This window comes from Alphaproteobacteria bacterium, from assembly GCA_015231795.1.
Classification (GTDB): Bacteria; Pseudomonadota; Alphaproteobacteria; order Rhodospirillales; family WMHbin7; genus WMHbin7.
In genome coordinates this window covers 114,899-135,841 of record JADGAX010000006.1, presented here as the reverse complement: position 1 = coordinate 135,841, position 20,943 = coordinate 114,899, and the positions used below count along the sequence as shown (strand labels likewise).

Annotated in this window: 26 protein-coding genes and 2 tRNA genes; 14 read left to right on the top strand and 14 right to left on the bottom strand. The window is 58.8% G+C overall.

Annotation, left to right across the window (positions count from 1 at the left end):
* Positions 1-166: 166 nt before the first annotated feature.
* The gene (locus HQL44_13385) at positions 167-352 is read left to right on the top strand and encodes a hypothetical protein (protein MBF0269571.1); all 186 of its coding nucleotides are present in this window, start codon (positions 167-169) and stop codon (positions 350-352) included.
* A gap of 4 nt (positions 353-356) precedes the next feature.
* Here HQL44_13385 and HQL44_13380 read toward each other — a convergent pair.
* The 3 genes from HQL44_13380 to HQL44_13370 form a co-directional block, all read right to left on the bottom strand.
* Positions 357-446: transfer RNA gene (locus HQL44_13380), tRNA-Ser, on the bottom strand.
* Positions 447-565: 119 nt separating this feature from the next.
* Positions 566-1,000 carry a CBS domain-containing protein gene (locus HQL44_13375; protein MBF0269570.1) on the bottom strand — a complete coding sequence of 145 codons (435 nt, stop codon included), beginning with the start codon at positions 998-1,000 and terminating at the stop codon, positions 566-568.
* A 201-nt stretch (positions 1,001-1,201) separates the two neighbouring features.
* Positions 1,202-1,615, bottom strand: coding sequence for a hypothetical protein (locus HQL44_13370; GenBank protein MBF0269569.1), 414 nt, complete (start codon positions 1,613-1,615; stop codon positions 1,202-1,204).
* Positions 1,616-1,762: 147 nt separating this feature from the next.
* Between HQL44_13370 and HQL44_13365 the strand changes: the two genes are divergently transcribed.
* Positions 1,763-2,374, top strand: a complete 612-nt coding sequence (locus tag HQL44_13365) for an RICIN domain-containing protein (GenBank protein MBF0269568.1) — start codon at positions 1,763-1,765, stop codon at positions 2,372-2,374.
* Positions 2,375-2,970: 596 nt separating this feature from the next.
* On the opposite strand, the gene HQL44_13360 is transcribed toward HQL44_13365, so the two are convergent.
* The gene (locus HQL44_13360) at positions 2,971-3,687 is read right to left on the bottom strand and encodes a helix-turn-helix transcriptional regulator (protein MBF0269567.1); all 717 of its coding nucleotides are present in this window, start codon (positions 3,685-3,687) and stop codon (positions 2,971-2,973) included.
* A 230-nt stretch (positions 3,688-3,917) separates the two neighbouring features.
* Positions 3,918-4,334, bottom strand: a complete 417-nt coding sequence (locus HQL44_13355) for a hypothetical protein (protein MBF0269566.1) — start codon at positions 4,332-4,334, stop codon at positions 3,918-3,920.
* A gap of 200 nt (positions 4,335-4,534) precedes the next feature.
* Between HQL44_13355 and HQL44_13350 the strand changes: the two genes are divergently transcribed.
* Positions 4,535-4,951 carry a hypothetical protein gene (locus tag HQL44_13350; GenBank protein ID MBF0269565.1) on the top strand — a complete coding sequence of 139 codons (417 nt, stop codon included), beginning with the start codon at positions 4,535-4,537 and terminating at the stop codon, positions 4,949-4,951.
* Positions 4,952-5,021: 70 nt separating this feature from the next.
* Positions 5,022-5,483, top strand: coding sequence for a DUF3592 domain-containing protein (locus HQL44_13345; protein MBF0269564.1), 462 nt, complete (start codon positions 5,022-5,024; stop codon positions 5,481-5,483).
* A gap of 17 nt (positions 5,484-5,500) precedes the next feature.
* On the opposite strand, the gene HQL44_13340 is transcribed toward HQL44_13345, so the two are convergent.
* Positions 5,501-7,024 carry a 5'-nucleotidase C-terminal domain-containing protein gene (locus HQL44_13340; GenBank protein MBF0269563.1) on the bottom strand — a complete coding sequence of 508 codons (1,524 nt, stop codon included), beginning with the start codon at positions 7,022-7,024 and terminating at the stop codon, positions 5,501-5,503.
* A 75-nt stretch (positions 7,025-7,099) separates the two neighbouring features.
* On the opposite strand from HQL44_13340, the gene HQL44_13335 reads away from it, so the two are divergent.
* Positions 7,100-7,582 carry a hypothetical protein gene (locus HQL44_13335; protein ID MBF0269562.1) on the top strand — a complete coding sequence of 161 codons (483 nt, stop codon included), beginning with the start codon at positions 7,100-7,102 and terminating at the stop codon, positions 7,580-7,582.
* Positions 7,583-7,927: 345 nt separating this feature from the next.
* Here HQL44_13335 and HQL44_13330 read toward each other — a convergent pair.
* Positions 7,928-8,003 (bottom strand) — tRNA-Ala (locus HQL44_13330).
* Positions 8,004-8,144: 141 nt separating this feature from the next.
* Between HQL44_13330 and HQL44_13325 the strand changes: the two genes are divergently transcribed.
* Positions 8,145-9,458: a DUF1566 domain-containing protein gene (locus HQL44_13325; GenBank protein MBF0269561.1), complete on the top strand. Its 1,314-nt coding sequence runs from the start codon at positions 8,145-8,147 to the stop codon at positions 9,456-9,458.
* Between the two features lie 3 nt (positions 9,459-9,461).
* Entirely contained in the window at positions 9,462-9,836 is a 375-nt protein-coding gene (locus HQL44_13320) for a DUF423 domain-containing protein (protein ID MBF0269560.1), read from the top strand.
* On the opposite strand, the gene HQL44_13315 is transcribed toward HQL44_13320, so the two are convergent.
* From HQL44_13315 to guaB, 7 genes are read right to left on the bottom strand one after another with little or no spacing between them, the layout of a single operon-like run.
* Complete coding sequence (locus HQL44_13315) at positions 9,826-10,176, bottom strand: ArsC family reductase (GenBank protein MBF0269559.1); 351 nt, start codon at positions 10,174-10,176, stop codon at positions 9,826-9,828. The two genes, HQL44_13320 and HQL44_13315, sit on opposite strands and share 11 nt — an antisense overlap.
* Positions 10,177-10,422: a hypothetical protein gene (locus HQL44_13310; GenBank protein ID MBF0269558.1), complete on the bottom strand. Its 246-nt coding sequence runs from the start codon at positions 10,420-10,422 to the stop codon at positions 10,177-10,179. It lies immediately after the preceding gene.
* A gap of 7 nt (positions 10,423-10,429) precedes the next feature.
* Positions 10,430-11,983 (bottom strand): glutamine-hydrolyzing GMP synthase, encoded by a 1,554-nt coding sequence (gene guaA, locus HQL44_13305; protein ID MBF0269557.1) that lies wholly within the window; start codon positions 11,981-11,983, stop codon positions 10,430-10,432.
* Between the two features lie 12 nt (positions 11,984-11,995).
* On the bottom strand, positions 11,996-12,283 hold the full coding sequence (locus tag HQL44_13300; GenBank protein ID MBF0269556.1) for a HigA family addiction module antidote protein: 288 nt from the start codon (positions 12,281-12,283) through the stop codon (positions 11,996-11,998).
* 10 nt (positions 12,284-12,293) lie between these two features.
* On the bottom strand, positions 12,294-12,572 hold the full coding sequence (locus tag HQL44_13295) for a type II toxin-antitoxin system RelE/ParE family toxin (protein ID MBF0269555.1): 279 nt from the start codon (positions 12,570-12,572) through the stop codon (positions 12,294-12,296).
* Between the two features lie 39 nt (positions 12,573-12,611).
* Positions 12,612-13,883, bottom strand: coding sequence for an RsmB/NOP family class I SAM-dependent RNA methyltransferase (locus HQL44_13290; GenBank protein ID MBF0269554.1), 1,272 nt, complete (start codon positions 13,881-13,883; stop codon positions 12,612-12,614).
* 4 nt (positions 13,884-13,887) lie between these two features.
* A complete protein-coding gene (gene guaB / locus HQL44_13285; protein MBF0269553.1) occupies positions 13,888-15,351 on the bottom strand; it encodes an IMP dehydrogenase in 1,464 nt (487 codons plus the stop codon).
* A 187-nt stretch (positions 15,352-15,538) separates the two neighbouring features.
* Here guaB and HQL44_13280 point away from each other — a divergent pair, with 187 nt between their 5' ends.
* The 7 genes from HQL44_13280 to HQL44_13250 all read left to right on the top strand — a co-directional run bounded on the left by HQL44_13280 (position 15,539) and on the right by HQL44_13250 (position 20,553).
* A complete protein-coding gene (locus HQL44_13280) occupies positions 15,539-16,969 on the top strand; it encodes a DUF1800 domain-containing protein (GenBank protein ID MBF0269552.1) in 1,431 nt (476 codons plus the stop codon).
* Between the two features lies 1 nt (position 16,970).
* On the top strand, positions 16,971-18,146 hold the full coding sequence (locus tag HQL44_13275; protein ID MBF0269551.1) for a DUF1501 domain-containing protein: 1,176 nt from the start codon (positions 16,971-16,973) through the stop codon (positions 18,144-18,146).
* Between the two features lie 13 nt (positions 18,147-18,159).
* The gene (locus tag HQL44_13270; GenBank protein ID MBF0269550.1) at positions 18,160-18,399 is read left to right on the top strand and encodes a BolA family transcriptional regulator; all 240 of its coding nucleotides are present in this window, start codon (positions 18,160-18,162) and stop codon (positions 18,397-18,399) included.
* Positions 18,396-19,280 carry an EamA family transporter RarD gene (gene rarD / locus HQL44_13265; protein MBF0269549.1) on the top strand — a complete coding sequence of 295 codons (885 nt, stop codon included), beginning with the start codon at positions 18,396-18,398 and terminating at the stop codon, positions 19,278-19,280. Before HQL44_13270 ends, rarD begins: the two co-directional genes overlap by 4 nt.
* 211 nt (positions 19,281-19,491) lie before the next feature.
* Positions 19,492-19,824, top strand: coding sequence for a Grx4 family monothiol glutaredoxin (gene grxD, locus HQL44_13260; GenBank protein ID MBF0269548.1), 333 nt, complete (start codon positions 19,492-19,494; stop codon positions 19,822-19,824).
* Between the two features lie 83 nt (positions 19,825-19,907).
* Entirely contained in the window at positions 19,908-20,204 is a 297-nt protein-coding gene (locus HQL44_13255; protein MBF0269547.1) for a nucleotidyltransferase domain-containing protein, read from the top strand.
* The gene (locus HQL44_13250) at positions 20,194-20,553 is read left to right on the top strand and encodes a DUF86 domain-containing protein (protein MBF0269546.1); all 360 of its coding nucleotides are present in this window, start codon (positions 20,194-20,196) and stop codon (positions 20,551-20,553) included. The genes HQL44_13255 and HQL44_13250 overlap by 11 nt, the downstream gene beginning before the upstream one ends.
* The last annotated feature ends 390 nt before the right edge of the window (positions 20,554-20,943 follow it).

Sequence of the window (20,943 nt, the reverse complement as noted above, 5' to 3'; positions counted from 1 at the left end):
AAATTGTTGGCGATTTCAATGCCATTTTTCCGCCAAGAGCGCCCTGGCGTCAGGTTTGTCGGGAATGTGACGCAGGTTGCTTTTGAAAATCTTTTAAAATCAATGGACTGACTATGGCAGGCGCTTTGCATTCCTGTCTTTGAGACAAAGGTGAGGCCGTGAAAACATGGACGAGAATGCTGCGCTGAAGGATGAAATCCGCAAACTGTCGGCCCGGGCGGTTGCCGCCAAAATGGAATTGCACGATCTCTCCGAGGAGCTGCCGCTGGGCTGGGAACGCATTCTGGAGGTGGCCGAAAAGACCCGCGCCGCCTATGCCGCCCTGGCCGAAGCCAGAGCCAAAGTGAAGTAGGAGATGGCGGAAGGGGGGAGATTCGAACTCCCGGTACCCTTACGGGTACGCCGCATTTCGAGTGCGGTGCGATCGACCACTCTGCCACCCTTCCGGCTTATGAGCGGGCGCGGACTTTAGCTCAGCTCTTCCCAGGCTGCAACCCTCTTGCAGGGTATAAAATCCACCCTGTTCCCCTGCCGGGGCTGATCCTGGCAGGGGAGGCGGCGGGCCTTAGCGTCTGGCGAAGGCGATGTCTTTCAGAACGCCCATTTCCATCTCGGCATGGCTGATTCTGGCGCCGACCAGGTCGCCGATGGAAACGATGCCGATCAACTCGTCGTTATCGACCACCGGCAGGTGGCGAAAACGCTTGCTGTTCATCAGGCTGGTCATCTTCTTCACGCTATCCTTGGGCGAGCAGGTGGTCACGGGGCTGCTCATCAGATTGCGCACCGGCATGTCATAGACGCTTTTGCCATACTGGCTCATGCCGCGCACGATATCGCGCTCGGACAGCATGCCCATGATGCGGCCTTTGGAATCGCAAACCACAACGGCGCCGATGCGCTTGCTGGCCAACAGGGCCGTCGCGTCGCCAACCGAACTTTCAGGGCGCAGCGTGAAAACGTCTTTGCCCTTTGTGCGCAGAATCGCTTCAATGGTCATTATTCACTCCTCCCAGGATGTCCGAGCCGGTTATCCGGTCTCAATTCGTAAATTCAGCATGCGCCTTTGATGGAAAGAATCAACCGCCCCAGCCGGTCAGGGTGGGGCCTACCCGAACGGGTGCCGCTACATTGAAGGAAATGATGGTGGAGCCGATGAGGCGCAGTCCATGCGTAGAAAGCATGGATTTCTGCGGCTTTCTCACTTTCGGGCTGAAACAGGCTTTAGATTTCCAGAGACGGCTTCCAACTGGAAGACCCCCTCCAGATTCCCGCCTTCTACAATTTGCGTAAAGTTGCCCTTATAGCTTTTGTCGGAACAGTCCCCCAAAAGCACCAGATAGACTCCTTCAATCCGGCCCTTCAAGCTGCATAAGCCATTTCTTCGCCAGCCTTTCAGCATGCCGGAAGCAGAACTATCCGTTCTGGCTTCAAGCCTTTCGCCATCTTGACGCATGACCAGTCGCAACGAGTGCTTCTGATCCGCGCTGCGGTCATGCATCTCACCCTCAAAGACAGCTTCATAGCTTGTGACGATGCCCTTGGGACCGGCAAGCGATTCCGTGGTTGCACAGGCTAGAATGGTTGCGGCGAAAACAAGGTTTGTGCTGGTCATCAAACTTTCCCTGGCATCCAGTGGGCAGCAACTTTCGACTAGCCATGTTATCTGCGCCAGCGTCATGCACGCCTCTAATTTTGGAGGGGCGCGCTGTAACTTCAACTGCTTTTATGAGGAGATCAACAAACTCGGAGGTTATCGGCAATGAGAAAGTCACTGGTCATTATGTTGGCGGCCCTTGCGACAAGCCTGAGCGCCGCGCCCGCACTGGCTGAAACATTCTTTATGGGCACGGGCATGCCATCCGCCATGTGCGTCGATGTGCGCGGCGGTGGAAGCGATCTGATTCTCTGGAACTGCCATGGCGGCTCGAATCAGCAAGTTTCCTTTAACGGCTATGGTCCGCTGATGATGAATGGGCGTTGCGTGGAAAGCCAAGGCGAGGGGAGGTCGCTTGCCGTTCAATCCTGCGACCCGAATAAAAAGAGCCAGAAGTGGGCGATGAGCGGCGGCCAGGTCAATAATGAAGAAGGCTGGTGCATGGATGTAAAAGGCCAGGCAGACCGGGCTGGTTCACAGATCATTGCCTGGAAATGTCATGGCGGCATCAATCAGAAATTCAGGAAGGGGCAGATGCAGCCCTTGGGCAGTCTTCCGGCCGACGTCCAGCAGAAGGCTAGCGCCATAAATCAGAAGTTGGCAAGCAGCGGCGGCAATGTCGTCGCTATGGGCGGCGCCAATGTCGTTGCCATGGGTGGTGCGAATGTCATCGCCATCGGCGGCGCCAATGTCATCGCCATGGGCGGGGCAAACTGACGGCCCCGAAAAGACATTGCGGGAAAACTTGGGCGAAGGGTCTTGGACTCTTCGCCCTTGCTTTCCTGACTACGGGTGGGGCAAGCCAGGCTTCGGAACGATACTGCACGGGACGCATCATCGGTAACGAGGAACAGGCGCTTGATCTGGCGCTTGCGGCCTATACAAAAAAGCCGGTTCTTGAGATTTCCGCGCAGTGTTTGGTTTTTGTTGCAGCACCCCAGGCAACAAGCCGGTATTACACAATCGATGTCCGCGAGAAGCATGATGACGTCTGCGGCGGCGATCCGGCCGTTTCGCCCCGCGTTCTTTCCATCACGATTGACAGGCTTCAGGGCTGTGCCAGCTATTCCACAGAGAGCGCATCACCCTGCAGGTAGCGTCAATCCCGGTCCCAATGGTCGCGGAAAGTTTCGCTGTCATCGCTATAGCCATCAGGGCCATTCTTGACTCTGCGATAGATGAGATATCCGATCACACCAATGACGGCAAGCAGCGCAACAACGCCAGAGTCCATCCTTTCCTCCCGTTACTTTTCTAGATGGATCGCTTCAAGTTATGTGAATGAAAGCAGACGGGTGAGGCAGGCGATCCCCTCATTTGGGAGGGATGTCGACAGTTCCAAACGACCGCAAAGGCATCGCCATTCCAAGAATCAAGCGGACGAGTTCGGTTTGTCGGTTTGTCGCCGTTTTCTCAAAAATCTGCTTCAGATGCCATCTGGCCGTGCTGACATTGATGCCCATCAGCTTGGCGGCGTCTTCAGGCGAATGGCCCTCGACGAGGTGGCGAACCAGTTTTGCCTCGGTCGGCGTTAGGTCAAAGATTCCGGCGACCGCCTCCCACGCAATGGTTCCGATATGGTTTGGATCGCGGATGAATGCCGCAACCTGTCTTGGACTGGGCTGCGTCTGGCCCGTTGCGATCGGCAAATGGGATATTGTAATCGGGTATGGCAGCTTTTCAGAATGCCTGGAAATCGTCAGGGAGGACCGCTCACGCTCTTGCGTGCCCGCTGACGGATGGTGCGGCGTTCGAAGCAAATTCTGCAACGCCCGGTCTTCGTCCGGCTTGGCCGCGCGCAAACGGCCGCCACCGTCCAGCCGCAGCCCATCGCAGCTGGCAAGGATTTCATCCGCCTGCTGGTTGACATAAACGGCCTTCGAATCCGCAAAGACGATGACGCCAACGCCCAGGAGATCCAAAAGAGAATTGCAGATTGCCGGGTATTCAGGTGATGTGGCTGGGCGAGGCGAGGCGTTGTACAGGCATGTCTGACATTCTTGTCCGTTCCCTTGATCGGCATCTTCCATGATGCTCTCCAATTCGAGCCTTCCAGTTGTTCATTTTGGAAGTCATGCCTTTATGCCAAAGAAATAAGGTAAAATTAAGGTATAATATGGCGGTTATATGGCTCGTATCTTCTTGATTTTAGTCGAAATATCTGCTATTTAGCGGACAGTAAAGACCATACTATTTTTAGGGCGATAATTCCATCCCAATATGTTTGGAGCATTGAAAATATCGTCTCTCCAGAAAGCGATCAGAAGCTTGGGGTTTTGAAATTCCATTCCTTGAATTCGTTTTTATAGAAGCAAAAGCCTTCGCCGGGCGAGCTTGTGTTCAATCCGCCACGCAAAGATTCGCTTGGCGCATGCGAGTTGAAAATGACGGTAATTTTGACATTGGCCTTCACGGGCCAGCAGGGCTCAGCATTTTTTCCGTAGAATAACTGCATTTCGGTAATTGGGCCAATTTTGACTGCGGATACGTCTACCTGCACATCCTTGACGCCGCCACCGTACAGATTGTTGGTTGCTCGATAGTAAGAACCAAATTCGCTTTGTATCGTTTTGACGATCTCGTCTTCGGAAATTTTCGGCAATTTGTCGCCAAAACATCCTGCTAGCGCTACGGCGCAGAGAGGCAGTAGAGCAAATCGTTTCCAACTGAAGACCATTTATCCTCCGATATCACTTTGTTGCGCCGCCTATGGAATTCCAGGCTAACCCAATCGCCCCAGCAAGCAGCCCCTCAAATGGGGGGTGGGGATGCATTAGCGATGCCCCATAATGTCGTCGGCTCGGGTGGGTGACAGACATTCATCCCAGCCGGTGTTGCGGGTACAAAATCGATTCATTCCAGGTGGCGGGGACGCCCATGATGAAGAGCTTTCTCAAGTCTGCTTTGATTGCCGCCCTTGGCTTGACGGCTGGCCAGTTCGCAACCCAGCAGGGCCATGCGGCTGATGGCGGAATTCTTTCGGGCAGCTATCGTTGCACGGCCACCTATGGGCGGATGCTGACGAATATCGGCAAGTTGGAGATTGCAGGAAACAGCTATAAGTTCGGTACGCCGGACGGAAAGAACATGCATTCGAAGGGGACGTACACGGTCGAAAAGGCGGGCGCCAAGAATCTTGTCACCTGGAATGGCCCGTTCAAGCCCTTTTCCGAGGCTCCTTCACGTATTACCGAAACCAGATACAGTCAGGACAAGGCCGGGAAAGTATATATTGAAGTTATGCATAAGCCAGAGCCGGGTTCCTTGACTGTCCAAATGACCTGCCAGGAATAGGCGGCTTGCGGATTGCCATTCCTTCCGCCTGCCAACCGTGACTCAATCTTTATGCGGGAGAAATAAAGACGTGTTGAGTTCCGCGCAGTCCGCCATTTCGCTGCTGATTTCAGCCGGCGTTTTCGCCTTTCACGTATACCGTTTGTTTCGGGATCTGAGAATGGCGCACCTAGCCCGTTCATGGCCGCGTGCCATCTGCAGCAGCTTGGATGCCTCGGTCGTGGAACGCAGCGTCCAGGGCGTACCATCCTACGCGACGAAGGTCTCCTACGCCTTCGAGGCAGACGGGCAGACATGGACTGGAGACCGTCTGCTTTTTGGCCAGCAGACGCCGATGACAAGAAAAAAAGCCGAGGAGCAGACCCGCGCCCTGCTGGACAATTTGCCCGCCTTCGCCATTTACAACCCGGCCAATCCGGCCATATCCGCGCTTAATGCCAGGGCAGGCGTTTATGTCTCAGCCCTGTGGTGCATTGGCTTGTGCATCCTGGTTGGCGTCTTCGCTTTTGCCCTTCTCTATTCGCCTGAATAAGCGCCGAGCTTCTTGCCTCAATTGGTTTCCAGAATGCGGCCTTCGACGAGCGTCTGAACGCTGCCCATGCTTGCCAGCGCGTCGATGACCAGGGTTGTCAATATCGGCGCCGACATGCGGTCAACCAACATTCTGCCCTTCTTGAGGGCTTCATAGCCATCGCCCCCGTCGGCCAGATAGCTGTTCGTAGCCAGCCGGTAGCTTGCTGAAGGCTGCAGTGGCTTGCCCGCGACGGAAACCTTGCGCACGCGCTTTCCCGGTTCGGCTGCCGGGCTGTAGGAAAACTTGATTCCAGCGACTTGAGGGAAGCGTCCTGCCTTTGCCGGCGCCTTTGAAACGCCCGCCTCGAGAGCCGCCAGCAAATCACTGCCCTTGATTTCAATCAGCACGGCACTGTTCCTGAAGGGAAATTCCCGAAGGACATCGGCTCGCGTGAATACCGCTCCCGCTTCATACTGCCGGTTGCCGCGCAAGCTTCCGCCGTTGATCAAGGCGATGTCGGCGCCAAGGGCTGATTTCAAGGCATCGGCGACCAGATTGCCGATTGCCGTTTCACGCCCGCGGACCATCTCCTCCCGGCTGTCCAAAGGCACGCCAAGGGTCGTGAGCGGCTGATCAAGCGCGCCTTTCAGTTCGGTATCGTACCTCATCGCCAGCTTTTCAAGTTCAGGATCGGCACCGGCCCCTTTGGTCGGACGGAATCCCCAGCTATCGGACCGCACTTTCGCCGAAACCTTGCCGTCCTTGCCCTTCTGCGTTTCGAACGCCAATTCGATCACCGCCAGGTGCGTGCCGTTCTCGCCCGCCTTGACGATCAATACGCCGTCTTCCTCAAGAATGACGGCATTATGGTCGTGACCGCCAAGGATCAGATTGATTCCTCCAACCTCGCGCAACAGTTTCCTGTCCTCGTCCAGGTCAAGATGCGTCAAGGCGACGATGACATCGGCCCCCCTTTCCTTGAGGGCCGCCACCGACTTGCGCGCGATTTCGATTTCGGGCCGGAACGTTACTTGCTTGGCGCCAGCCGACATATGGGCGGTTTCGGATGTCAGCAGACCAAAATATCCAACCTTGATCCCTTCGGCTTCGATGACGCGCAATTCCTGGGCGTTGCCAAACGGCTTGCCATCCTGTTCGAAGGCATTGCTGACGACCCAGGGAAAGGTCGACTCTTTCATCCGTTGGCGAAGCTGATCGGCGCCGAAATCAAATTCGTGGTTGCCCAGCGTCGCCGCCGATACATCCATTCGATTGAAGAACTCGATCATATGGCTTCCCTGGGTCACGCTCGAGGCGACCGACGGCGAAAGCAAGTCTCCGGAGAAGGTGACCATGGCGCTGGGGTTGCGGCGCTTCTCGTCCTTGATGAGGGTCTTCAACTCTGCCAAGCCGCCGCGGCTGTCGCCGGGCAGAAATTCGTAGATGTCGTTGACATGCAGGAAGGTAATTTTCTTGCTTTCGGCCATTGCCTCGAAGGTGAAAACCAAGCTGGCGAAACAGGCTGCGTAGCCAAGGTTTCTAACGGCCAATCTCATCATGTCAGTGTCGCTCCCCTAAAGTGATTTGAATTCAAGCCTTATGACTGGAGTTTCGCCCCCCCCATTTGAGGGGTAATGGTGAAAGAGGAGGGTGCTATCTTGCGGAAACATCGTTTGGTTCTGGGCTATTGGGAGAACGCAGAGATGGCAATTATAAAATCACTTGTTGCGCTGTTGCCCGTTGCCTTTCTTTTGGCGGGGTGCTTCGAAGACGGCCTGCCGAAGATTTCCGAAGGCGACATCATCAAATCGATCGAGAAGAGTTTCATTCCTCACTATACGTCAAGCTACAACGATGAGGGCGGCGGGGTCGCCAGCGTGCAGATCGAAGTGAAGGATATCCGCATTGGCGGAATCAAACAAATGCAGCTTGAGTGGGGAAAACTTGCCGAAAACTGCTGGCCGGTGAAGGCCAATGTCCGCGTGATCATCAATCATAAACAGCACGCCCCCCAGGAACGGAAAAGAGGCGAATGGAACCCAACGGTTCCCAATGAAGGCTTCTGCTTCTACAAGGATACCTTCAAGGAATGGGTTTTTCAGACTGTGTACATGTAGCCGGTTAGGCGCCGTCTGCGTCACCTCTGCCTAGCGGGTTCTGAACCATTCGAGTGTGGAAAATCTCTCGGTCCGTTTCGTCATATTCAACGATCTCGATTATTGCCGCATCGTCCCTAAGGGTTGGGCGGCCATGTTCATCGCGGAAATAGGCAATCGAATAGGTTCCGCCGTGGGGCGTCGGGCCATCCGTCCGTTCTTGAAAAACTTTACCCTCACGCATCCTGGCCTCGTCACGGCATTCATCCCGAAGTGTACAAGTCGGAAGACTGAACCTTTAGCTATGCCTAAGACTTTCCCGGAAATGCAAAAGGCCCGGTCCTTGAGACCGAGCCAATTTCGAAATGGTGGAGCCGATGAGATTCGAACTCACGACCTCCGCAGTGCGATTGCGGCGCTCTCCCAACTGAGCTACGGCCCCATGCCCGAAGGCAGGGCGGGATAATGGCTTCGCCCCCCCAGCCTGTCAAGGCCGGGAACGGGCCTTTGGATCGGCTTTTCCTTGAAATCTTGAGCTTTGATGACCAAGCTGGGACGGTTTTAAGGCTGGGGAGGCAAGGTAATGCGAGGCGGCAATTGTCTTTTGGTCGTTTTTGGATGCCTGGCGGGCGGATTGGCCCAGGCGGGCGAACTCTCCTATGCCGTCCCAGACACCGGCCAAAGGCAATGTTACGACGACATGGGCCGGGTCGGCTGCCCATCGTCCGGTCAGGCCTTTTTCGGCCAGGATGCGCAATATCAAGGGCTGGTCCCGCAATATCGCGACAATGGCGACGGCACGGTCAGCGATCTGGTGACCGGCCTGATGTGGGAGAAGGCGTTCAGCAGAACCAGTTTTGCCGGAGCGCCCGCCCAGGCACAGGCTGCCCGCACCGGAGGATTTGCCGACTGGCGGGTGCCCACTATCAAGGAACTATATTCGCTGATGAATTTCCAAGGGGCGACGGGCAGCGCCGGACCTGGAACGCAGGGTGCCCCCGCCGACGCCAAGCCCTATATCGATACGCGCTATTTCAATTTCGAATATCCCAGCCAGGGGCGTTTCATCGACGCGCAATATGTGACCAGCACCGCCTATCTGGGCCTGACCATGGGGCGCGACCGTTCCTTCTTCGGGGTCAACTTCGCCGATGGGCGGATCAAGGCCTATCCGCAGGATGGCGGGCCGGGCGGTCGCGTCTGGTATGCGCGCTATGTGCGCGGCAATCCGTCCTATGGGCAGAACAATTTCAGGGACAATGGCGACGGCACGATCGCCGATCTCGCCACCGGCCTCGTCTGGACCAAATCCGACAGCGGCAAGGGGCTGGATTGGGGCCAAGCCCTAGCCTATTGTGAAAGCCTTTCCCTTGCTGGACAGAATGATTGGCGCCTGCCCAACGCCAAGGAATTGCACAGCATCGTCGATTATGCGCGCGCGCCTTCGGCTACGCAGTCGGCGGCGCTTGATCCCATCTTCGCCATCACCGCCATCAGGGATGACGATGGCAAGCGCGAATGGCCCTATTTCTGGACCTCCACCTCTCACCTCGACGGACGGCGACCGGGCGATTTCGCAGTCTATATTTCGTTTGGCACGGCGCAGGGCCATCTGGGCGGCGGCGGCATGATGGGTGGTCCTCCGGGCGGAGGTATGGGCGGTCCTCCGGGCGGTGGCATGGGTGGTCCTCCGGGCGGAGGTATGGGCGGCTTTCCGCCGGGAGGCATGATGGGTGGCCCCTCGTCTTCCGCCAATCTGAAATTGACAGATGTGCATGGCGCGGGCGCTCAGCGCTCAAGCCCCAAAAGCGGCGACGAATCCCGCTTGCCCAAGGGGGCCGGGCCGCAGGGCGACGTGCTGCGCATCTATAATTTCGTCCGTTGTGTTAGAGGATAGAAAATGCGCCCTTGGCTGATCGCGGCAGGCCTGGCGGGCGCTTTTGGCGTGGCCTTCGGCGCCTATGCCGCGCATGGATTTGCGCCGGGAAGCTATGAATCGGAAATCGCCGCCAAGGCCTCGCATTACGCGCTGTGGCATGCGCTTGCCCTTTTGGCCGTTGACCGGCTGGCGGCGGGTGGACAGCGCTTGGCGCATCTGTCTGGCTTGTTGTTCTTGGCGGGGATTTTGCTGTTCTCAGGCTCGCTGGCTTTGAAGGCGCTGACCGGCGAGCTAGCTTGGCCCATGATCACGCCCACCGGCGGCTTTGCCCTTATCGGCGGCTGGATTGTGTTGGTGGTGATGGGGATTGGGGGGCGGCGGAAAACTAAGTTTTGAAAATGGATGCGTAACGCTCGGGCTTGAAGCCAAGATCCAGGATGCCTTCGCCCTCGATGATCGGGCGCTTGATCATGCTTGGCTGTTCAAGCATCAGGCCGATGGCCTTGGTTTGGTCGAGATTCTTCTGCCTGTCTTCGGCCAATTTGCGAAAGGTGGTGCCCGCGCGGTTCAATACCTTCTCCCAGCCCAGCGCCTTGCACCAGCGTTCAAGGTCGGCCTTCGCCACGCCCTGCTTTTTGTAGTCGTGGAAGACATAGGCGACTCCATGCTCGTCCAGCCAAGCGAAAGCCTTTTTCATGGTGTCGCAATTTTTGATGCCGAAGATAGTGATGCTCATTCAACCGTTCTCGGAAGGGGGCCAAAGCCCGTCGATCAACCCCAGCAATTCATCTCTCTCTGGCACGGTGATGCTAAGGCAAGTGGCGTAGCCGATAATGCGCTCGACATAGAAATCACGGGTGCGGGCGGCGGCCTCATCGTAAGACCAGCGCTCGGGCGGACGGGCATCGCGGGCGGCCAGCAATTCCTTTGCGTCTCGCTCGATCTCGGCCTTGAATTCATGAAACCAAGGCGTTTTCGCCACGCCCGGCTCATTCCCACTCAATCGTTCCCGGCGGTTTACTGGTGACATCAAACGTCACGCGGTTGATGCCCTTGACCTCGTTGATGATCCTGTTCGCCGTGCGGCCCAGGAAATTCATGTCGAAGGGATAGAAATCGGCGGTCATGCCGTCGGTGCTGGTCACGGCGCGCAAGGCCAGGGCGTAATCGTAGCTGCGCGAATCCCCCATCACGCCCACGGTGCGCACCGGCAGCAGCACGGCGAAGGCTTGCCAGATGGCGTCGTACAGGCCCGCATTGCGGATTTCTTCCAGATAGATGGCGTCGGCCTTGCGCAAGATATCCAGTTTGTCGCGCGTAATCTCCTGGCCGGGAATGCGGATGGCGAGGCCAGGGCCGGGGAAGGGGTGGCGGCCCACCATTTCGTCGGGCAGTCCCAATTCGCGGCCCAGGGCGCGCACCTCGTCTTTGAACAATTCGCGCAAGGGTTCGACCAACTTCATATTCATGCGCGCAGGCAAGCCGCCCACATTGTGATGGCTTTTGATGGTCACACTTGGTCCGCCGATGAAGCTGACCGATTCGATGACGTCCGGGTACAGCGTGCCCTGGGCCAGAAAATCGGCGCCGCCCACTTTCTTGGCCTCTTCCTCGAAGACGTCGATGAACAAACCGCCGATGGTCTTGCGCTTCTTCTCGGGGTCGGTCATGCCCGCCAGTTTCGAGAGGAACAGTTCGGATGCGTCGCGATGCACCAGATTGATGTTGAAGCGGTCGCGAAAAACGTTGACCACTTGCTCGGCCTCGCCCATGCGCATGAAGCCGTGATCGACGAAAACGCAAGTCAGTTGGTCGCCGATGGCCTCGTGCAGCAAGGCCGCCACGACGGATGAATCGACGCCGCCCGACAGGCCGCAAATGACCCGGCCAGCCCCTACCTGCGCCCTGACCTTGGCGATTTCCTGGGCGCGGAAGGCGGCCATCGTCCAATCATTCTTGCAGGCGCAAACCCCGTGCACGAAATTTGCCAGCAGCTTGGCGCCGTGCGGGGTATGCACCACTTCGGGATGGAATTGCACACCGTAATAGCGCTTCTCGTCATTGGCGATGGCGGCGAAGGGGGCGCCCTCCGACGTGCCGACGGAACGAAAACCGGGCGGGATGGCGGTCACGCGGTCGCCATGGCTCATCCATACTTGTTCGCGCCCCCCCATGGCCCAGGCGCCGTGGAACAGCGCGCAGTCGCCGGTGATGTCGACATAGGCGCGTCCGAATTCGCGTTCGTGTCCGGCTTCGACCTTGCCGCCCAACTGATGGCACATCGACTGCTGGCCGTAACAGATGCCCAAAATGGGCAGGCCTGAATCGTAAACGCATTGGGGCGGCAGCGGCGCATTGGCGTCCAGCACCGAGGAAGGCCCGCCCGACAGGATCAGCCCCTTGGGGCCGAAAGCCTTCAAACTGTCGGCGGTCACCTTGTTGAAGGGATGGACCTCGCAATAAACGCCGGATTCTCGCACGCGCCTGGCGATCAATTGCGTGACTTGCGAGCCGAAGTCGAGGATCAGAATGCGGTCGGACATCAGGTCGGCTCCTTAAGCGGCGATGGGTTTAATGCGTGATAATCCCTTGGCGTTGCGCCTGGCAAGGATCAGTTCGTACTGCTGTTGAAGATTCAGCCAGAATTGAGCGGAAACGCCAAAGGCGCGCTCAAGCCTAAGCGCCGTGTCGGCACTGATGGAACGTCGTCCACGAACGATCTCACTGACCCGATTCTGCGGCACCGCCAACATTTGCGCCAATTGGTTGGCGCTAAGTCCCAGGGGTTCCATGAAGTCTTCAAGCAAGGTCACGCCCGGGTGGATCGGCGCATTCTGGCGCATGGCAGACGGGCTAGTGGTAATCGACAATTTCGACGTCATGGGCTTCGTGTCCGTTCCAGGTAAAACAAATCCGCCATTGCAGGTTGACGCGTATGCTGAACTGCCCTTTCCGATTCCCTCGCAAGGCCTCGAAATGATTGCCTGGATTTCGCATCAGGTCTTCTAAGCTGGTGGCGGCGTTCAAAATATCGAGCCTGCGTAGCGCCTGTCTGTGAATGGCCTGGAAGCGGCGAACGACGCCGCCCTGCCAGATGGCCCTGGTTTCCTTGCAGCGAAAGGAAGCAATCATGCCAAATCGTAATACGTATGGCGTAGAGAAACAAGGGGGCTAATTGCAGGTTCTTACCAGCTTGGCGGCGAAGAATCCATCCGTGCCATGCTGGGCGGGCGTCAGATGCAGATAGGGCCGTTCGGCCGAGATGGGTTCCAAGGCGAAGTCTTTGGCCTTGGCCAGAAAAGCCTCGATCTGCGCTTCGTTTTCGTCTGGCAGCAGCGAGCAGGTGACGTAAATCAGCTTGCCTGCGGGCTTCACCAGCCGCGCGGCGCGCTCCAAAATCTCGCCCTGCTTGACGGTCAGTTCCGCCAAATCCGTGGGCGTCATTTTCCATTTGGCGTCAGGGTTGCGCCGCCAAGTGCCGGTGCCGGTGCAGGGCGCATCGACCAGCACGCGGTCGAAACTGCCCGCTTGGCGCTTGACCCATTTGGCGCCCGTGGCGTCCAACACATGACGCGTGACATTGTGCACGCCCGCCCGCTTCAAACGATCCGCCGAGCGCGACAGCCTGCCTTCCGAAACGTCGCAGGCGACCAAGCGGCCCTTGTTGTTCATCGTCGAAGCCAGGGCCAGCGTCTTACCGCCAGCGCCAGCGCAAAAATCGCAGACCGACATGCCTGGCTCGGCGCCTACCAATTGCGCCGCCAGTTGCGAGCCTTCGTCTTGCACTTCGACCAAGCCGTCCTTGAAGGCCTTGCTCGCCATCAGGTTGACGCGTTCGGGAATGCGCAGTCCCCAGGGCGACAGTTCGGTCGGTTGGGCGATGATTTCTTCCTGGGCCAAGGCGTGGATGGCGTCCTCGCGCGTGGCCTTCAGCGCGTTGACGCGCAGATCAAGGCGAGCGGGCAGCAGCAGGGCGCGCATTTCAACGTCAAGGCTTTCGCCAAAGCGGGCGCGCAGCTTATCGTCGAGCCATTCGGGATATTCCAAGCGCACCCAATCGGGCATCTCGGCATGTTCCAGGCGCTGGCGCTCCAGCTCCACCGTCCATTTACGCTCGTCCGAAGACATGCGGGCCGGGCAGAATTTCTCGCCGTCGAACAAGCCGTTCAACACGTCTTGCTTGGCGTGATCGGCCAGCGTCAGATGGGCCAGCAGGCGGGCGCGGGCCGATGCCTCTACCCCAATGCGATCAAGCCACCAACCCAGATGGGCGCGCCTGCGCAGCACGTCGTACAGACGTTCGTGGATCGCCTTGCGGTCCTTGGAGCCGATATAGCGCCTGGCCCTGAACCAATTGGCGATAACGCCATCGGCCGGACGCGGCGATCCTTCGACCTCTTCCAGAAGCTCGATGGCGGCTTGGATGCGCGCCCCCGGAGTCACGAAATCAGCTCTCGGTCCGGTAGTTCGGCGCTTCCCTGGTGATGGCGACGTCATGGACATGGCTTTCCTTCAGGCCCGCGCCGGTGATGCGCCTGAACACGCGCTTGGTTTGCAGGTCGGCAATCGTGCGGCTGCCGGTATAGCCCATGCCCGAGCGAAGACCGCCCACCAGCTGGTGCAGGACGTTGTTGACCGGTCCCTTATAGGCCACGCGGCCTTCGACGCCCTCGGGAACCAGTTTCAGCGCATCGCGCACTTCGGCTTGGAAATAGCGGTCGGCGGAACCCTGGGCCATGGCGCCCAACGACCCCATGCCGCGATAGCTTTTGTAAGAGCGGCCCTGATAGAGGAACACTTCGCCTGGGCTTTCCTCGGTTCCGGCCAGAAGCGATCCGATCATGACGGTGGAAGCGCCTGCCGCGATGGCCTTGACGATGTCGCCCGAGAATTTGATGCCGCCGTCGCCGATCAAGGGCACGCCCGCCTTGTTGCAGGCTTCGGCGGTTTCCATGATGGCGGTGAATTGCGGCACACCCACACCAGCCACCATGCGCGTCGTGCAGATGCTGCCGGGGCCGATGCCCACCTTGACGGCATCGGCGCCGGCGTCGATCAAGGCCTTGGCGCCCTCGGGGGTCGCCACATTGCCCGCCACCACCTGCACCGAATTCGACAGTTTCTTGATGAAGGAAACGGTGTCCAGAACGCCCTTGGAATGGCCGTGCGCGGTATCGACCACGATCACGTCCACTTCCGCCGCGATCAGCCCGCGCGCGCGTTCCTTGCCCGAATCGCCAACCCCGGTGGCGGCGGCCACGCGCAGACGTCCCTTGTCGTCCTTGCAAGCGTTGGGATGCATCTTGGCCTTCTCGATGTCTTTCACCGTGATCAGCCCGATGCAGCGAAACGCGTCATCGACCACCAGCAGCTTTTCGATGCGGTGCTGATGCAGCAGGCGCTTGGCTTCTTCTGTCTTCACGTTTTCCTGCACCGTGACCAACTTCTCCTTGGTCATCAGTTCGCTGACCGGCTGATTAGGGGCCGAGGCGAAACGCACGTCGCGGTTGGTCAGAATGCCCACCAGTTTGCCGGAATTGCGCTCGACCACCGGAATGCCCGAGATGCGCCAATCGGCCATCAGTTTCAACGCATCGGCCAGCGTCTGGTCGGGATGGATGGTCAAGGGATTGACCACCATGCCCGATTCGAACTTCTTGACCATGCGCACTTCGTCGGCTTGGGCTGCGATGTCCAAATTCTTATGGATGACGCCGATGCCGCCCGCCTGGGCCATGGCGATGGCCAGCCTGCTTTCGGTCACCGTATCCATGGCGGCGGAAACCAGGGGGATGTTCAGATCGATGGTGCGGGTGAAGCGGGTGCGGGTATCGACCCCGGCCGGAAGCACTTCCGAGGCAGCCGGGACCAGAAGCACGTCGTCGAACGCCAGGGCTTCCTTGATATCCATGACTGCCACCTCTCGTCTTCCTCGGCGCGATGGCCGCCCCGCCAACCCCATCGCGCCGAGTAAATGGACGGGGTCTCAGGTCGTTTGGGCGGCCCTGATGTGGCGAGGCATCATACACAGGAAAGTCCATTGCTCAAGTCCCATCAGCCCTATGGCCTGGAATGGCGTCATGCGCTAGGATCGTGCCGTGATGAAACGGCTGTTTTCCCTTGTTTTGCTGATGTCGGTCCTGGGGGCAACCCCGGCCCTGGCCCTGACCTTCGATGAAGCCAGGCATCTGTTGGCGCGCACTGGATTCGGCCAGCCCGCCCGCTTCGAAATCGAACGCCTGATGCAATATTCCCACGAATCGGCGGTCGAAGAAATATTCGGTCTCGTCCTTTCGCAGCCGAAGACCCAACCGCCATCCGACATCGACGAACCCCTGCCCACGCAGGCAAGTCGCAAGTCCATGGATGATAAAGAGAAAAAGGATTTTCGCCAGGATATGCACGAGCGCAATCTGGCGCTTAAGTCCTGGTGGTGGGGCGAAATGCTGGCCGCCGATTCGCCCTTTACCGAGCATATGGTGCTGTTTTGGCACAATTATTTCACCTCGGGCCTGAAAAAGGTGAAATGGCCCGGCTTCATGTACCGCCAAAATCTGCTGTTCCGCCAGCATGCGTTGGGAAATTACGGCCAGTTGCTAAGGGAGATCGTCAGGGACCCCGCCATGGTCTTGTATTTGGACAGCCAGTCCAATCGCAAAGGCCAGCCCAACGAGAATTTCGCCCGCGAACTGATGGAATTGTTCACGTTGGGCGAAGGTCATTACAGCGAGCAGGACGTCAAGGAAGCGGCCAGGGCCTTTACCGGCTGGGCATTCGATCCCAAGCGGGGCGAGGTGACGTTCAATCCCAGAAAGCACGATGCCGGCTCGAAAAAAGTGCTGGGACAGATCGTGCAATCGGGCGATGACGTGATCGATCTTTTGCTGGCAAGACCCGAAACCGCCCGCCGTCTGGTCGAAAAACTGTGGCGCGACCTCATCTCGCCCGACCCCGACGAGGTCGAGGTGCAACGTCTGGCGGCCTTGTTGCGCGACGGCAATTATGAAATCCGCCCGTTGTTGAAGGCGATGTTGACCATGGACGCCTTCTGGGCGCCCGAGAATCGGGGCGTGCTGGTCAAATCGCCCGTCGATGTGATCGTGGGCACGCTGAGACTATTGGGTTATCGCAAGACCGACGAGAAGCGTCTGGCGCAACTGGGTCGCCAGCTTGGGCAAGACCTCTTCGATCCTCCCAATGTCAAAGGCTGGCCGGGCGGAACGGCCTGGATCACCACGGCCACCCTGTCGATGCGCGAACAATTCCTGCGCCGCGTTCTGCGGGGCCGCGAGGGCGAGGGGCAGGACGAGGGACTGGGGGCGAGCTTCAATCCGCTGGCCATCGACAATCCAGGCGTCATGCCCTCGCTGGCCGATCTGGACCGCGCCGCCACGCCAAAAGCCCTTCAGACCATGCAGCGCCTGCTGTTGTCCGTGCCGCCTGTCGATCCGCCGAAGCCCGCCGAGGGCTTGTCGTTGCGACAGTCCGCCCTGCATTTGCTTCTCGATCCGGCCTATCAGGTGAAATGAGATGAAGACGCATCCGTCCAGGCGCGATCTTCTGGCCCTTTGTCTGGGGGTGGCGGGAACAGCTTTTTTGCCGCGCAGTGCCTTGGCTTCACCCGCCTGGGACCGCACGCTGATCATGATCGAATTCAACGGTGGCAATGATGGATTGAATACCGTCATTCCCTATGACGAGCCTTTATACGCCCAATTGCGCCCCAAGCTGGCCATCCCGCGCGCCAAGGTCTTGCATCTCGATCACGAACTGGGGCTGCATCCGGCGCTGGAACCCTTGATGCCGCTTTGGAAGCAAAACGAAGTCGCGGTGGCGCTGGGTCTTGGCTATCCCATGCCCAACCGCTCGCATTTCCGCTCGATCGAAATCTGGGAAAGCGCTTCCGATTCCGATGAGGTCGAGGATCAGGGTTGGGTGGCGGTCCTGTTGCCGGAAGCGCGGTTGCCCAAGGCGGGAACGCCCGCCATTCCCGCGCATGCGCTGGTGATGGGCAATGGCTCGTCGGGTCCGTTCGAGGGCGGGCAGTTGGCCGTGGTCACGCTGGACCGCAAGGGCCAGGGGCCGCGCCAGCAGGGCAAGGAGCGCAAGGGCGGCGAAAGCATGGACAATCCCGCGCTGGATCATATCCTGGCCGTGCGAACCATGAATATGCGGGCTGCCCAGCAGATCGTGCCCGAACGCTTGGCCCAGGTGAAGATGCAGGCCGGTTTTCCGCAAGGCGTGTTCGGAAACGCCATGGAAAATGTCGCCCGCCTGCTGCTGGCGGGCATCATGCCGCCAGTGATCAAACTGTCGCTGGGCAGTTTCGACACCCATGCCAATCAATTGGCCACGCATGAAAAGCTGCTGGGCGAGTTCGCCCAAGCCTTGGCCGCCCTGCGCAGCGCCCTGGACAAAGCGGGCCTTTGGGATCGTGTGTTGGTGATGACCTATTCGGAATTCGGACGCCGGGCCAAGGAAAATGCCAGCCAGGGAACCGATCACGGCACGGCGGCCCCGCATTTCATGATCGGCGGTCAGGTCAGGGGTGGACTTTACGGCGTACAGCCCCCACTTTCCCAGGCCAAGGACAACGACCTCGTTTTCACCACGGATTTCAGGTCGTATTACAATGCAATCGCCGAACATTGGTGGCGCGTGCCGGGCATTCCCGGCTTCAAGCCCCTGTCCGGCCCACTGGGATAGAAAGGAATACAGCATGCCCATGGCCGCTGACGCCATCGTCGCCCTGATCAAGGAAGCCCTGCCCGATGCCCAGATCAGCATCGAGGACACAGCGGGCGACGGCGACCATTATCAGGCCCGTATCGTCTCGGCGGCCTTTAAGGGCAAAAGCCGCGTCGCCCAGCACCAAATGGTATATGCGGCGCTGGGTGGGCGCATGGGGGGCGAATTGCACGCCCTGGCCCTCACGACGGAAACGCCCGAGGGCGCGTGAGCATCACCCACCGCCAAGCCGGGATCTACGCCACCGCCGCCAATCTGATCTGGGGATTTTTCCCCGTCTATTTCCACCAGTTCACAGGCGTCTCGGCGCTGGAAGTGCTGGCGCACCGCGCCTTGTGGTCGCTTCTGTTCGTGGCCTTGGCGGTGGCCCTGATGGGCAAGCTGGCCGATGGGCTGGCCCTGGTGAAGGACGCTAGGCGTCTGCGCTGGTTTTTGGCCTCGGGCTTGCTGATCGCCGTCAATTGGGGCGGCTTCATCTGGGCGGCCACCAACGGCCAAATTTTGCAATCGGGGCTGGGCTATTACATTTTTCCCCTGGTTTCGGTGGCGCTGGGGGCGGTGCTGCTGAAGGAGCGCCCCTCGACCCGCCAATGGTTGGCCATTGGGCTGGCGGCGATTGGGGTGGGGGTTCTGATCCTGGCCCTGGGGCAGGTGCCCTGGATCTCGCTGGTCCTGGCCCTGTCTTTCGCCCTTTACGGATTGGTGCGCAAGCAGGCCCCTGCTGAATCCCTGCTGGGCCTGCTGGCCGAAACCCTGCTGCTGGCCCCTCTGGCGTTGGGTTATATCCTGTGGCTGCAGATAAGCGGTCAGGCCGCCTTCCTGCATCAGTCTCTTGGCCTGGACGCGCTGTTGCTGCTGGGCGGCGTGGTGACGGCCATTCCCTTGATGCTGTTCGCCCGTGCAGCCCGCAAGCTCACCCTGACCACGCTGGGGCTGCTGTTCTACGTGAATCCGACATTGCAGTTCGTGATTGCCGTTTTCTTGTATGACGAGCTTTTCACCAAGGCTCATGGCTTGGCTTTCGCCTTCATCTGGACGGCGCTGGCGCTTTATTCCTGGGGGGCTTGGAATACCAAGCGGCAGAAGGAATAAATCTCATTGCCGCTTGGACGCGGGCAAGGCCCGCGCGCGCCCGAAGGCGCGGGAGCCAAGGGATGCGGAGCATCCCGCCCGGCGCTTGAGGCTTGCATTAATCGGTTGCGATTAATGCAAAAAGGCAGAAGAAGGGGCCGGGTTGACAGGGCCGCCCAGAACCCCCATATCGGTCATGAATATTCATCGTCACCAACAGGAGCCTTCCTTCATGAACGAGAACCCGGTTTTCGCCCGCATCAAGCAGGATATCACTGAAAATCCGGTGGTGCTGTACATGAAGGGAACGCCGATGTTTCCCCAGTGCGGCTTTTCGGCCGCCGTGGTTCAGGTGCTGGGCGAGCGGGGCGTCAAGTTCAAGGGCGTCGACGTGCTGTCCGATCCGGGCCTGCGCGACGGGATCAAGGAATTCACCAACTGGCCGACCATCCCGCAGCTTTACGTGAAGGGCGAATTCGTGGGCGGCTGCGACATCGTGCGCGAGATGAATCAGACCGGCGAACTGGCCCGTTTGCTCGACGAAAAGGGCGTCGAGCATAAGTAGGGACGGCAGGTCTTAACGTTTTGGAAGGGCGGTCCTTTGTGGCCGCCCTTTTCGTTTGGTCCGGTTCGGGGTAGACTGCCCGTATGGCGATTTCATTGGCGGATGCTCTTGGACGGCTTCAGAAGAATCAGCGCAGATTGAATGCGCTGGGGGTTCGCCATGCCGCTATCTTCGGATCGGTGGCCCGTGGGCAGGCAGATGAAGGCTCGGACGTGGACGTCGCCATCACGGTCGAGCGCCCGATGCCAGCCAGCCGCTTCATTCCCTTGTGCGAGGCCATTGAAAGCGCGTTGGGCTGCCGGGCGGATATCGTTTCCGACCTGTCGCTGCCCGAGGACTTCGCTTCAAGCATCGAACGCGAGAGCGTGCGTGCCTTCTGAACGCAAGACCGAGCGGTTCAAGGAAATCCTGTCCTTCATTGAGCGGGTAGAAGTTTCATTCGTCGAATTGGATGTCGGCGATTACACGACCTATCTGTCCGACACCAAAGCCCAGGATATCCTTGAGCGCAATATTCTGCGCATTGCCGAGGCGGCGGCTAAAATCGGTTTCGAGGATTTGGAAACGATGTCGCCGGATGCGCCGTGGCGGTCTTTGTACGCCATGGCCAACCGACTGCGTCACGGCTATGACCGTGTCGATCACGCCATCGTTTGGGATACGTGGGAAACCGATTTCCCAGTGCTGCGTGAGGCTGCCAAACAGGCGCTAATCCAGACGGAAAATTAGGTTAGGCCGCCGCGGATAGGGTGCCTACATATGGTGTTGACATTCTGTCGGGCTGTCTATATGTTGGGCAAACTTGCAACCCTTGATGGAGTCGGCTGACAACCGATACACCTAAAGACAAGTTGCAAAGCACCGGACAGGTAGCCTCGCCCCACAAGGCAGAGGAGTCTGAAGTCAGCCGGTGGCCGCCGAGGATGTTCTAGATGTTCGAAGCGGTGGCCATTGCCCTCAACGAGGCTTGTTTCGTTGAACAGGAGATCTTTTCCACGAACCCCTCTTAGGTTCGCGGCGCGTCGCGATCTGAAAGGCTTCGGCCATGAAGGTCGACGTGAGTGTCAGGGTAGACGTTGCCGAACTTGTCAAATGGCTCGTTCTTGGCTTCGTTGCCTT